12 protein-coding genes and 1 riboswitch are annotated in these 12,493 nt (G+C 50.5%); of the genes, 6 read left to right on the forward strand and 6 right to left on the reverse strand.

Annotated elements, in window-relative coordinates:
- Positions 1-60: 60 nt before the first annotated feature.
- A riboswitch (cyclic di-GMP riboswitch) is annotated at positions 61-147 on the forward strand.
- A gap of 40 nt (positions 148-187) precedes the next feature.
- Complete coding sequence (locus OKS35_RS08870) at positions 188-1,045, forward strand: endo alpha-1,4 polygalactosaminidase (RefSeq protein WP_264092913.1); 858 nt, start codon at positions 188-190, stop codon at positions 1,043-1,045.
- A 124-nt stretch (positions 1,046-1,169) separates the two neighbouring features.
- Here OKS35_RS08870 and OKS35_RS08875 read toward each other — a convergent pair whose 3' ends face one another.
- From OKS35_RS08875 to amaP, 5 genes are all read right to left on the reverse strand, one after another.
- Entirely contained in the window at positions 1,170-2,726 is a 1,557-nt protein-coding gene (locus tag OKS35_RS08875; RefSeq protein ID WP_264093070.1) for an FMN-binding glutamate synthase family protein, read from the reverse strand.
- A gap of 78 nt (positions 2,727-2,804) precedes the next feature.
- Complete coding sequence (locus tag OKS35_RS08880; protein WP_214690468.1) at positions 2,805-3,191, reverse strand: DUF6075 family protein; 387 nt, start codon at positions 3,189-3,191, stop codon at positions 2,805-2,807.
- A gap of 124 nt (positions 3,192-3,315) precedes the next feature.
- A complete protein-coding gene (locus OKS35_RS08885) occupies positions 3,316-3,765 on the reverse strand; it encodes an Asp23/Gls24 family envelope stress response protein (RefSeq protein WP_264092914.1) in 450 nt (149 codons plus the stop codon).
- A 55-nt stretch (positions 3,766-3,820) separates the two neighbouring features.
- Positions 3,821-4,027 carry a DUF2273 domain-containing protein gene (locus tag OKS35_RS08890; RefSeq protein WP_214690466.1) on the reverse strand — a complete coding sequence of 69 codons (207 nt, stop codon included), beginning with the start codon at positions 4,025-4,027 and terminating at the stop codon, positions 3,821-3,823.
- A 12-nt stretch (positions 4,028-4,039) separates the two neighbouring features.
- Entirely contained in the window at positions 4,040-4,582 is a 543-nt protein-coding gene (gene amaP, locus OKS35_RS08895) for an alkaline shock response membrane anchor protein AmaP (protein WP_214690465.1), read from the reverse strand.
- Between the two features lie 133 nt (positions 4,583-4,715).
- Here amaP and OKS35_RS08900 point away from each other — a divergent pair, with 133 nt between their 5' ends.
- Positions 4,716-4,958, forward strand: a complete 243-nt coding sequence (locus tag OKS35_RS08900; protein ID WP_214690464.1) for a hypothetical protein — start codon at positions 4,716-4,718, stop codon at positions 4,956-4,958.
- Positions 4,959-5,004: 46 nt separating this feature from the next.
- Here OKS35_RS08900 and OKS35_RS08905 read toward each other — a convergent pair whose 3' ends face one another.
- Entirely contained in the window at positions 5,005-5,853 is an 849-nt protein-coding gene (locus OKS35_RS08905; protein ID WP_214690463.1) for a MurR/RpiR family transcriptional regulator, read from the reverse strand.
- 161 nt (positions 5,854-6,014) lie between these two features.
- Between OKS35_RS08905 and OKS35_RS08910 the strand changes: the two genes are divergently transcribed.
- The 4 genes from OKS35_RS08910 to gntK all read left to right on the forward strand — a co-directional run bounded on the left by OKS35_RS08910 (position 6,015) and on the right by gntK (position 12,442).
- Entirely contained in the window at positions 6,015-8,474 is a 2,460-nt protein-coding gene (locus tag OKS35_RS08910; protein ID WP_264092915.1) for a bifunctional diguanylate cyclase/phosphodiesterase, read from the forward strand.
- A 137-nt stretch (positions 8,475-8,611) separates the two neighbouring features.
- Positions 8,612-9,493 carry a phosphogluconate dehydrogenase (NAD(+)-dependent, decarboxylating) gene (gene gnd, locus OKS35_RS08915; RefSeq protein ID WP_264092917.1) on the forward strand — a complete coding sequence of 294 codons (882 nt, stop codon included), beginning with the start codon at positions 8,612-8,614 and terminating at the stop codon, positions 9,491-9,493.
- 89 nt (positions 9,494-9,582) lie between these two features.
- On the forward strand, positions 9,583-10,926 hold the full coding sequence (locus tag OKS35_RS08920; protein WP_074036021.1) for a gluconate:H+ symporter: 1,344 nt from the start codon (positions 9,583-9,585) through the stop codon (positions 10,924-10,926).
- 16 nt (positions 10,927-10,942) lie between these two features.
- Positions 10,943-12,442, forward strand: coding sequence for a gluconokinase (gene gntK, locus OKS35_RS08925; protein WP_264092918.1), 1,500 nt, complete (start codon positions 10,943-10,945; stop codon positions 12,440-12,442).
- Positions 12,443-12,493 lie beyond the last annotated feature (51 nt).

Consider the following 12,493-nt stretch of genomic DNA (forward strand, 5'->3'; position numbering starts at 1 on the left):
CATTCCTTTACGTGGTATTTTAGTAGTAGGACTTTCAATGGATTGTCGACAAAAATTTCATATCGAGACGGGCAAACTTACTGAAAAGTAAGGGCGCAAAGACATGGGTCGTCGATCTTTTTAGATACCGATCGCCAGTCTGCAAAAGCCGCAGCCGCTCTCTGATAACTATCAGGAGGGTTTTTTTATGGGTATTTTCTCAGCCAAACGAATCGTGACCATCTGTTGTGCATTTCTCGTTGGATTGGCGTTTTTGACGCCGCAACAAGCGGTCGCTAAAGCGAGCAATCCGCTCGCAAACGTCGAATCGTACAAGATTTATTACGATATGCCGACAAAGACCAAAATTAAAAAGATGCAACAGTATGACCTTGTCATCATCGAGCCTGTTTATTATACTGCAGCGCAAATCAAAGAATTACAGAAATATGGGACAAAAGTGTACGGCTACATCAACACGATGGAAGCCGACAATTGGAACGTCGATTTCATCAGTCAGATGAACGAGTCGGACTTCTTCCACCGCAACGGACAACGTGTTCATTATGCGGAATGGGATTCTTATTTAGTCGATATGACGTCAACTCACTATCGTGAGTTGTTGACGCGTGAAGTGGAGAAACAAATCGTCGCCAAAGAATTGGATGGTGCGTTCTTAGATACCGTCGGCAACATCGATAACGAGCACTCGGAACAACCGACCATTTTAAAAGCGCAACGTGACGGGATGAGTCAGTTCATGAAGACGATCAAATCCAATCACCCTTCCCTTTCTCTCATTCAAAACTGGGGATTTGCGACATTGAAGACGTATACGTATCCATATGTGGATGGCGTGATGTGGGAAAGCTTCAACTACACGACCGTAGCAAAAGATCAATGGTCAAAAGACCGCATCCAAGAGTTGCGTGACCTTGATACACGTTACGGGATCAAAGCGTTGACCGTGTCTTCGAAACAACGTCCAAAGAGCGCGGCGTATGCTGAAAAAAATGGGTTCATCCATTTCCATTCAAACGCTTCGTTAGATTATAATAAATTCTGACTTTCATTTACATGATTGTACAAGCATCTGGTAGTTTCTACAATGGAAATGCTAAAAAAACATCCCACGTGTATGCCTTCTTTATCGGCAGATTCGTGGGATGTTTTGATAGATTCACTTCATTCTAGTGAGATAAATCATAGCCTGTCCGAACACGGCCATCCGGTTCTTGATACACCACATGATCTAGTGACAGTTCCGTCGGCGATTGAACGCCTGCCGCAGCCGTCATATTGTACAGCCCTTCCCGGAGCGAGATGATGTAGTTCGTCACCCGAAAACTTTTCTCATCGACAACGAGGGCACGCTGCAGTTTCGGGTCAGTCGTCGCGACACCGACCGGACAGCGATTCGTATGGCAAACCTGTGCCTGGATGCACCCGACATTGAACATAAGTCCGCGAGCGATATTGACGAGGTCTGCGCCGAGCGCGAGTGCGATGGCTATCTTATCCGCCGTGATGAGTTTCCCAGAGGCGAACAGTTTGACTCGGTCTCGCAAACCGTGCTCGATGAGAAGGTGATGCACGTAAGGGAGCGCCGCCTTCAGCGGTAAACCGACTGTATCCGCAAGCTCTTGATACGTCGCACCCGTACCCCCTTCACTCCCGTCGATGGTGATGAAGTCAGGTACAATTTGAGATCTCGCCATCTCTCGGACGAGCGAGTCGATGTCTTGCAACTTCCCAACTACAAGTTTGATGCCGACCGGCTTCCCACCGATTTCACGTAACCTCTCAACAAATGCCAACAATTCCACATGGGTGTGAAATTCAGAGAAGCGGTTCGGGCTGTCAATGGTTTCCCCGACTCGTACATGACGGATTCTGGCAATCTCCTCGGTCACTTTCGATCCGTCGATATGTCCACCACGTGTCTTCGCGCCTTGGGCAAGTTTCAGTTCGAACGCTTTCACTTGCGGAAGATCACTCTTTTGTTTGAATGCCTCGACTGAAAACCTACCGTCTTCATCCCTTACACCGAAGAGCGCCGGCCCAATCTGACAGATGATATCGACGTTACCTTTTAAATGATAATCGGACAATCCGCCCTCCCCCGTGTTCATCCACGTACCACCCGCACGCCCGAGCCCAATCGAGAGGGCTGTGATGGCCCTGTCTCCAAGCGATCCGAAACTCATAGCCGACTGACCGACAAGCCCTCGAACGTAGAACGGTTCCCGACACGTCTCTTTCCCGATGATGATGATATCTTCTTCTGTTAATAAGTACGGGGAGATGTCTCGTTCGACGAGATGCTCTTTTCGGGTAAAGAGATTGTCTTCATCGAGTTCATACACCCACGTCGATACCTTGGTTGAATTGTCGATGCGTAGCTCGTTCCGGTTCGTCGGGTAGAGGGCATTCTGAAGATAAAATCCGCCTGCCTCAAAGTCTCGCTCCGAACCGAATCCGATGATGCGCGACTTATATTTCCCGGCAATGACGGCCGCCTCGTACTCGTTCCGCGAGAACGGCTTCGCCTCATTGTCGTTCAAGAACAAGTATTGCCGAAGTTCAGGTCCCATCTTCTCAAATATATAGCGCAACTTTCCGAGAATCGGGAAATTACGAAGGACGGAATGTTCGCGCTGGTTCCGGTCACGCCGCCACAGATAAAAAATCAAGAGCGGTGGCGTAATCATAATGAGCAACATGAGAATCAGTACAATGGTTAACATCGATGTAGTGAGTGACACGCATTTACCTCCTCTATAGCTCGACAAAAAACACCCTGTTTCCAACAAAACAGGGTGTCATCAGTCGCTCGGGATTGTAATCTCATCAAATTGCTCATTTCTACATAACGTAATGCCTTGCATCGCCAGTTTATAGTCCTCTTCCGGCAAGGCGATCAACTCGGTCGGAAGCACCCATTCTTTCGAGTTATATAAATGGATAACCAATTTGACGAGGACGAGCGTCTCTTTCGTGAATGTGTTCTCGTCGATAATTTGAGCTGTTCGAATCACCCCTGTTTGTAGGTCAATATAAGGAAGCAACATGTCACGGACGCAATCATTCCCGGCGATGACGTACAGGGCGGCGAAATATTTTCGGTCGACGCTGCCCGGGTCTTCTAAGTGTCTCGCAAGTTGCTTAAACGTCTCATAATGCTTCGGTGAAAAAAATTCAATGTTGTGCATGGCGTTTTCCTCTCATCTCTAGGGCTTCCGTCTATCTTTAGTAATTCCACGATTCTCCAGGAACTAACCCTTTTCTACTCAAACAAAACCTGGACCTTTTGAGAGGTCCAGGTCAGCGTTTCGGTTATACAAGGTCGCGTGACGGCTCCGCTTCAGCGTCGTTCGATTTGCTCTTCGCTTCGAATTCCTCACGTGTCATGACGTCCTCGACGTGCATATTCACCTCGACAACTTCAAGACCAGTCATATCGTTCATCGCCTTCTTGATTTTTGTGACGGTCTCATTGAAGACGGACGGGATGTTTTTTCCGTATTCGACGATGACACGCAAATCGAGCGCGACTTGCTTCTCTCCGACTTCAGCGCCGATTCCTTTCGTGATGTCTTCTGTGCTGCGGAAGCGATCCGTCAATCCGCTCATAAAGCCACCGCTCATCGACAAGATTCCTTGGACTTCACTCGTCGCGAGACCTGCGATTTTTTTGATGACTTGTTCCTCGAACGTCAATTTGTTTTGTCGTGCCTGTTGTTCGTTCGTTTCATTTGTCGTTACATTCACATTTTCGTTTGCCATAATTCATGCTCTCCTTTTTTGTTCACTAGTTTGTGTTACCGATTGATCACGAGGGTCAATCCCGTATGAAGAATGTGATCCATTCCTCGACACGCAGTGCACCGTCACGCCATTTCCCGATCAGGAAACCGATCAATGTGAGCGTCACAATGAGAAGTGTCGGCCCAAATCCGAGCGTCAGGAACAGTACCGCGATGATGAGACCGATCAATGCCCCGACGAGTCGAAAGCGATAAGGTTTTAGTTGTGTTTTTGTATCCATCACAGCACCTCCTTATATGACGCGCTCAGACGTCTTGAACTTCGTATCGTGAATATTCAATGTCACATCTGCTACCGGCACTTCCATCAACGATTCAATCCGCTCTTTCACATGCGTCTGAATGTCTTTACCGAGAGTCGGTAACCCTTCGCGATTGAACACGGCGCAGTCGATAAAGACGCGGACGCGTTCTCGCTTTGAGTCGATGTCGACGTTTACGTTCGGTGTACGCAGTCCTTGAAATTGTTTCAATGACTCGTATACCGTTTTTTCAATCGTCTCTTTTGAGACAGTGATTCGACCTTCACCGGTCTGAATCGTATAACGCTTTGGTTTCGGCCTTGCGACCAGTCCCGTCATCAGCATGATGAGGAAGATCACAGCCAGGAATATCCCAATCGTTAAAATCGTATAGATATACCAGTCTTGTGTTTGCCATTGATCTGTATATTGGGTGAGTTGTGGGACATCGTAGACGCCAAGCAATAGAATACCTACACTTAGCAACCCGACGATGCCCGTTAAGACCAAGAGGGCTCGATTTAATCCATTCATCTCAACAATCTCCTTTTTCATTCACATCATTCATGTTGCGAACCCTTGATTCAGAATCGCAATACCAATCGGTAGTCGTAGTGATTCCCGCTCATCTGAACTTGAAACATCTTAACCTGTAAAAAATTTGACCATGCAAAAAAATGACCAAATTACAACCGATTTGAGCGATCAATTGACAGAGCGCGTGGAAACGATCAAGCAATCCGTCGACGAGGAAGCGATTGCGGACGCAGTCGCACAAAATACAGAGTTATTGGAAACCGAAGCGGCTTCGAAAGCTTCGATTTGGAGCTTTGTCGCGCTCATCTTGACATCAATCGCTGGAATTGCCGGATCAAGTGCCGCCCGCCGTGGTGAGACCGTCAATCGTTAATAAATAAAAAAATCTCCCTTCTCTAAGAGAGGGGAGATTTTTGAAGTTATACACGTCGATTGGCAATCGCCTCGCGCATCTGTTGAAGCGATGCCCGGGCCGCGTCCCCTCGCCGAATCATGACGGCTGTAAACAAGGCGTCAATCAGACTGAGTTCCGCAATGCGGGAAGCGAGTGCCTCTGAGCGAAATGCCGTTTCTTGAGACACCGTAAACAGAGACACGTCCGCAATCTTCGAAAGAGGTGACTTCGCATAGTTCGTGATGGCGATTGTCGGGACACCTTTCTCTTTTAACAGTTTCGCGATATCGAGCGTCTCTTTCGAAGCACCGGAATGCGAGATGACGACGGCGACGTCTTCTGCCGTCAGCTGTGAGGCTGACATGAGCTGCATATGTGACTCGAGCATCGCGCTCACCTGTAGACCGCTCCGCACAAACTTATGGTACGCATCGAGTGCGACGACGGCCGACCCGCCGCTCCCGAAAAATTCGATGCGGCGCGCCCCAAGAAACAACTCCACCGTTTTCTCAAGAGAGGCACCATCTAAAATCTGACGGGTCGATTCAATCGTCTTCCCGTTCGTCGAAAAAATTTTCTCTGCGATTTCGAGTGCCGTATCCGTCTCGGTAATATCTTCATGAATATCTTGAAGCGGCGCGACGACATCTGAGGCGAGTGCAATTTTTAACGCCTGATAGCCTTTAAATCCGACACGCTGACAAAAACGGAATACAGTGGATTCCGCAACATCGAGGTCATCTGCCACCTGATTGATGGTATGATGAATGATTTGTTCTGGTTGCTTTAAAATGTAGTCGGCAATGCGTTGTTCTTTTTTACTCAGTGTCGAATAGGCACCACGGATGCGGGCCGTCCCGTTCATCGTTTCCATCAAGAATCACCCTTTCTCTTCTTCATCTAACGATACCGTTTCGAAAAAAATTCCGCAATGTGTGATTCATGCAAATGATTGACCCACCTTACAAAAGTAGGCAAGAAGCGTGATTCCCGAGTGTGCTACTCTAATAAAGCACTTTTTAACTGCTTCACTCTTTGTACCATTTGAAATCGAAAGGACTGTTTCTCATCGAACATCACCTGAGTAGCTCATATAACTTACCACTCGTCATTCTTTCCATCGCTGTCGCCATCTTCGCTGCCGGTGTCGCTATCGATATTAGCAGTCGTTTGAAATATGCGAAACACGCCTCGCGACTCAGGTGGGTCGTAGCTGGCGCCTTCAGCCTCGGTCTCGGCATTTGGGCCATGCACTTCATCGGTATGCTGGCGTTTCACTTGCACGATGATGTGACGTACCATCTCGGCATCGTACTATTATCCATCGTGCCGGCCGTCGTCGCTTCCGGACTTGCTTTCTGGATCATCAGTCACCCTGAGACAAGACCAATTCAACTCGTCTTTGGTGCCTTCTTGATTAGTGTCGGAGTTGTTTCGATGCACTATATCGGGATGGAAGCGATGCAGATGAATGCGATTCTTACCTATGACCCGGTCATGTGGGTCGCTTCTGCCATCGTCGCCTTCGTCGCATCGCTCGTCGGCCTGTATATCCTTTTCTATATCCCAAACGTCTCCCGATTCCATTGGCGTCGCCTTGCCAGTTCTGTATTAATCGGGGTCGCCGTTTCCGGCATGCATTACGTCGGGATGGGCGCGGCTCGTTTCACAGAGATGAGCGAGGGAACGCAACCGGTCAGTGGATACTCGGTCGATAGTACGCTCCTCGCCTACGTCATCGCAGCGAGCGTCATGACACTTTTCATTTTGATGTACATCTCGCTCCGGACGGCTTCGCAACTGGAGGCACAGTCGGAAGAACTCGAGTTGAAATTCGAATCCATCATCGAATCCGCCTCGGATGCCATCATCGTCGCTGACCACACTCGTGTCATTCTACAGTGGAACCAAGGAGCGACCGACTTGTTCGGTTACACGACTGACGAGATGGTCGGACAATCGATTGTCGCTATTATTCCAGAACGTTTCCGCGAGGCGCATGAACGTGGAATGCGTCGCTACGAAGCAACGGGTGAAAAACGCGTCATCGGTCAAACGGTGGAACTCATCGGAGTAAGAAAGGACGGCGTCGAGGTACCGATTGAAATGTCTCTCGGCACGTGGAAGACAGAGAAAGGAATCTTCTTCAGTAGTATCATCCGCGACATCAGCGAACGGAAACGGATTGAGGCGCAAATCAATGATCTCGTGTATTTGGACCCACTCACGGGACTCCCGAACCGCCGCCTGTTCAGCGACCGACTCGATGCTCTTCTCGGTCAATCCCAGCAAGAGCCGTTCGCGCTATACTATATCGACTTGGACAATTTCAAAGTCATCAACGACCGCTTCGGCCATTCGATTGGCGACCAGTTCTTGAAACAAGTAACCAATCGGATCGAGTCGACCATTAAAAAGACGGACACGCTCGCCCGACTCGGTGGGGATGAGTTCATCATCTTATCGCCTGATACGAAAAGTAACTTGGCAGCCCATCACGCACAGGAACTCATCAACGTCCTTCATCCTCCGTTTGAACTCGAGAATGAAGAAGTGTTCACGGGTGCCTCGATTGGAATCAGTCTCCATCCGTCCGATGGCGATACGGCCGAGGAATTGATTAAGAATGCCGATATCGCCATGTACCGGGCGAAGGCGGACGGTAAAAACGGCTATCAATTCTTCACGAACGAATTGAACGAATCAGTGTCCCGCCGCTCGAACTTATCAATGGCGCTCCGTAAAGGCATCGGTCGTGGCGAGTTCTCTGTACATTATCAACCGCAAATTCAGTTGGAGACGGAAACCATCATCGGTATGGAAGCGCTCGTCCGTTGGCAACACCCGGATCTCGGGATGATTTCACCTGGTGAGTTTATTCCAATTGCTGAGGAAACAGGGAGCATCCATCGTCTCGGCGAGTTTGTTTTAAATGAGGCGTGTCGTCAAAACAAGGCGTGGCAAGATGCGGGGATTCCCCCGTTCCGAGTCGCCGTCAACATCTCGGCCGTTCAGTTTGCACAAAAAGATTTACCGGAGGTCGTCAATCGGGCACTCGCCTCATCCGGTCTTGCGGCACAATATTTAGAGCTTGAGTTGACCGAGAGTGTCATCCAAAGTGCGGATCGCGCCATCGAAACGATGCATGAACTCGTCGCCCTCGGCGTCCATCTTTCCATCGACGATTTCGGAACCGGGTATTCCTCCCTCAGTTATTTGAAACTGTTCCCAATCGATACGCTCAAGATCGACCAACACTTCACGAAAAATATCGAGAACGACGAAAAAGATGCAGCTCTTGTCAAAACAATCATCCGGATGGCGCACGAACTCGATTTGAACGTCATCGCGGAAGGGGTCGAAACAGAGAACCAAGTCGCTTTTCTGAAAGCCGAATCATGTAATCAGGCACAAGGATATTTCTACAATCGTCCTTTGCCAGCCGAAGAGATCGAAGTCTTCTTCCAACAATATAAGAAAGCATCATCGAGTTAATCCGTTCGACCTCCCGTTGTGGAGGTCGATTTTTTATTCAGAAAAGAAAAAAATTCCGTAATCATACTTGTAAATCGAATTTATTTTGATATGATGAATACATAGACGGAAAAAAATTCTTTTTCAGGGGTGACAATATGGAAATTGGTTTGATTGGTTTAGGGAAAATGGGTTACAACTTGGCACTCAACTTGAGCGACCACGGACACACAGTCATCGGGACGGACGTCGGGGACGTCACATCGGACACCTTTACGATTGTGCCGACACTCGAAGATGTCGTGAGCAAGTTGTCGACACCACGTATCATCTGGGCGATGGTCCCGGCCGGAGACGTCACGGAAGCGGTGCTCGCCGAATTGTATGAACGACTCGAGCCAGGCGACATCGTCATCGACGGCGGGAACTCGAACTACAAACTCTCGGTCGCACGCGCCGAACAGTTCGCCGAGAAAGAGATCAAATTCTTCGATTGCGGGACGAGCGGAGGCACGGACGGGGCACGAAACGGTGCCTGTACGATGGTCGGGGGTGACGCGAAGGCGTGGCCAACGATTGAACCAATCTTCAAAGATCTGTCTGTCGAGAACGGCTACTTGTATACAGGTCCTGCCGGAAGCGGTCATTTCTTGAAGATGATCCATAACGGCATCGAGTACGGGATGATGCAGGCGATCGCCGAAGGATTCGATATCTTGGAGAAGAGCCCGTTCGACTATGACTATGAAAAAGTCGCTCGTGTATGGAATCACGGGTCGGTCGTCCGGTCATGGCTCATGGAACTCACAGAGAATGCCTTCAAGAAAGATGCGAAGCTCGATGAGATTCGTGGGGTCATGCATTCATCCGGTGAAGGCAAATGGACGATTGAAACGGCGCTCGACCTGCAAGCCGCGGCACCGGTCATCGCCCTTTCGCTCATGATGCGCTATCGCTCTCTCGAAGACGACACGTTCTCAGGAAAAGTCGTCGCCGCACTCCGCAACGAGTTCGGTGGTCACGCGGTCGTCAAGAAGTAACATGTATGGAAAAGGTCACGGGGACATGGCCTTTTCCTTTGTCAGAAACTGTAAACGGTTACATATTCGGAATTTAGGGGGAATACTCAATGTCTGGCTCAACACTTATTTTGATCGCCTTAGCCGGGATCTTCTTGCTCTTATTTTTGGTCATTCGAACAAAGCTTCACGCATTCGTTTCGTTATTACTTGTCAGTTTAATCGTCGGGGTCGCAGCCGGCATGCCACTCGGGGATGTCATTGCCTCCATCCAAAACGGGATGGGCGGAACGCTCGGCTTCGTCGCCGTCGTCGTCGGTCTTGGCGCGATGTTCGGGAAGATGCTTGAAGTATCGGGTGGCGCGGAACGTCTTGCCCAAACACTCGTCAGCAAGTTCGGTGAAGACAAGGCACAATGGGCGCTCGGGATTACCGGATTCATCGTCGCCGTCCCGGTCTTCTTCGATGTCGGTTTTATCATTCTCGTTCCAATCGTATACGGTCTCGCCAAAAAGACGGGACGCTCGCTTCTCTACTACGGTATACCACTCCTTGCGGGTCTCGCGGTCACACACAGCTTCATCCCACCGACACCTGGTCCGATCGCTGTCGCCAACTTGATTGGCGCTGACCTTGGTTGGGTCATCTTGTTCGGTGTCCTCGCCGGGATTCCGGCCATGATTTTAGCCGGTCCTGTTTTTGGGAAGTATATTGCTAAGAAGATTCATGTGACGATTCCGGATTACATGGAGTTTGAAGAAATCGACACATCGAAAGAACTGCCGAGCTTCAAAATGATCTTGTCACTCATCTTGATTCCGCTCGTGTTGATTTTGGCGAACACGCTCTCGGCGGTTCTCTTGGATGAAGGTAACGCCGTCCGTGATTTCTTGACGTTCCTCGGACACCCGTTTGTCGCTTTGACGATCGCGACGCTCCTCACATTCGTCTTCCTCGGGACACGCCGTGGGTATTCACGTGACGAAGTACAAGAGATCGCAACGAAAGCACTCGAGCCAGCCGGGATTATCATCCTCGTCACAGGAGCCGGTGGAGTGTTCAAGCAAGTCCTCATCGACTCAGGTGTCGGTGACGTCCTCGGTGAAATGATGGCCGGCTCACCACTTCCGGCAATCGTCCTCGCCTTCTTGATCGCGACGGTCGTCCGTGTCGCCCAAGGGTCGGCAACGGTCTCGATGGTCACGGCAGCCGGACTCATCACACCGCTACTTGAAATCCAAAACATCACAGGCGCGGCACTCGGTTTGATTGTCATCGCCATCGCCTCAGGGGCGACCGTCCTCTCACACGTCAACGATTCAGGTTTCTGGCTCGTCAACCGTTACTTCGGTCTTGACGTGAAAGACACGCTCAAGTCATGGACGATCATGGAAACGATTATCGGACTCACCGGCTTTGCCGTCGTGTTCTTGATTAGCCTGTTTATCATCTAAGTTAGGAAGTGATTGTGTGTTTACGATTGGGGTCGATATCGGGACGACGAGTACGAAAGCCGTCCTGTTCAACGGTCATCAACAATTGGCGGTACATAACGTGTTGTATCCGCTTCTCACGCCCGATACGGAGACGGCCGAGCAAAACCCGGTCGTCATCTACGGGGCCGTGCTCGAAGCCGTCTCGGCGGTCCGCGCCAAAGCGGACGGTCCGATTCGCTTCGCATCGTTCAGTTCGGCGATGCATAGCTTGATCGCACTTGATGCGTCAGGACGTCCGCTCACGAACAGCATCACTTGGGCCGACAGTCGGGCGAACCCGTTTACGCAAGAAATCAAACGCGACTTTGATGCGAGCGTCCTCCATATGCGCACCGGTACCCCGGTCCACCCGATGGCGCCGCTGTCGAAATTGCGCTGGTTGAAAACGGAACACCCTGACGTCTTTGAACAGACGGCCAAGTTCGTCTCCATCAAAGAGTATGTCTTCTATCGGTTGACGGGACGCTTCGTCGTCGACCACTCCATCGCCTCGGCGACGGGGTTGTTCAATTTGAAACAACGAGATTGGGATGCGGAAGCACTGACGGTTGCCGGTGTGACACCAGATCGTTTATCTGAACTCGTGCCGACAACAGAAATTTTACATGTGACACCAGACGTGACCGAGACGCTCGGCTGGGACTTCCCGCTCGTCATCGGGGCGAGCGACGGCGTGCTCTCGAACCTCGGGGTCGGTGCCTTCGAACAAGGCGTCGTCGCCGTGACAATCGGGACAAGTGGCGCCATCCGGACAGTCGTCTCGGAACCGGTCGAAGATCCAAAAGGTCGTATCTTTTGTTACGCGCTGACGGACAAGCATTGGGTAATCGGTGGACCAGTCAATAACGGCGGCATCATCCTCCGCTGGCTCCGTGACGAGTTCGCAGCAAGTGAGGTCGAGACGGCGAAACGACTCGGGATCGACGCGTACGATGTGTTGACGCGAATCGCCGAGACGGTCAAACCGGGTGCGGACGGACTGTTGTTCCATCCGTATTTGATGGGTGAACGGGCTCCACTTTGGGATTCGAACGCTCGCGGTTCATTCTTCGGGCTCAGCATTCACCATAAGCGCGAACATTTCATCCGCGCCGTATTGGAAGGGGTCATCTTTAACCTCTATACGGTCATGCTCGCACTCGATGAGTTGACGGGCGCCCCGAACCGCATCCATGCGACAGGTGGTTTTGCCCAATCGAGCTTGTGGCGTCAGATGATGGCAGACATCTTCGATACGCCGGTCGTCGTGCCGGAGAGTCATGAAAGTTCATGTCTCGGGGCTGTCATGCTCGGGGAATATGCCTTCGGGGACATCGAGGAGTTCCAAGAAGTACCTCAAGTGACCCACGAGCATACACCGAACATGGAAGCGACGAACGTCTATCGGGAGCTTTTGCCGATCTACATTCGCCTGTCGCGTCATCTGTCGGAAGAATATGAAGCCATTTCGGCGTTTCAACGGAAGCATGTGTGACGTCAAACCGAGTCCTTCAAGGGCTCGGTTTTTTGAATCATGACAGGAGAT

Origin of the sequence: Exiguobacterium sp. N5, assembly GCF_025842465.1 — a bacterium.
Lineage (GTDB): Bacteria > Bacillota > Bacilli > Exiguobacteriales > Exiguobacteriaceae > Exiguobacterium > Exiguobacterium profundum.

Excerpts from the sequence above, each read along its gene's own strand:
- OKS35_RS08875 (WP_264093070.1), bottom strand. The coding sequence starts at position 2,726 with ATGTTAACCATTGTACTGATTCTCATGTTGCTCATTATGATTACGCCA.
- OKS35_RS08870 (WP_264092913.1), top strand. The coding sequence starts at position 188 with ATGGGTATTTTCTCAGCCAAACGAATCGTGACCATCTGTTGTGCATTT.
- OKS35_RS08885 (WP_264092914.1), bottom strand. The coding sequence starts at position 3,765 with ATGGCAAACGAAAATGTGAATGTAACGACAAATGAAACGAACGAACAA.
- OKS35_RS08890 (WP_214690466.1), bottom strand. The coding sequence starts at position 4,027 with ATGGATACAAAAACACAACTAAAACCTTATCGCTTTCGACTCGTCGGG.
- gnd (WP_264092917.1), top strand. The coding sequence starts at position 8,612 with ATGGAAATTGGTTTGATTGGTTTAGGGAAAATGGGTTACAACTTGGCA.
- OKS35_RS08920 (WP_074036021.1), top strand. The coding sequence starts at position 9,583 with ATGTCTGGCTCAACACTTATTTTGATCGCCTTAGCCGGGATCTTCTTG.
- amaP (WP_214690465.1), bottom strand. The coding sequence starts at position 4,582 with ATGAATGGATTAAATCGAGCCCTCTTGGTCTTAACGGGCATCGTCGGG.
- OKS35_RS08880 (WP_214690468.1), bottom strand. The coding sequence starts at position 3,191 with ATGCACAACATTGAATTTTTTTCACCGAAGCATTATGAGACGTTTAAG.
- OKS35_RS08905 (WP_214690463.1), bottom strand. The coding sequence starts at position 5,853 with ATGGAAACGATGAACGGGACGGCCCGCATCCGTGGTGCCTATTCGACA.
- OKS35_RS08900 (WP_214690464.1), top strand. The coding sequence starts at position 4,716 with ATGCAAAAAAATGACCAAATTACAACCGATTTGAGCGATCAATTGACA.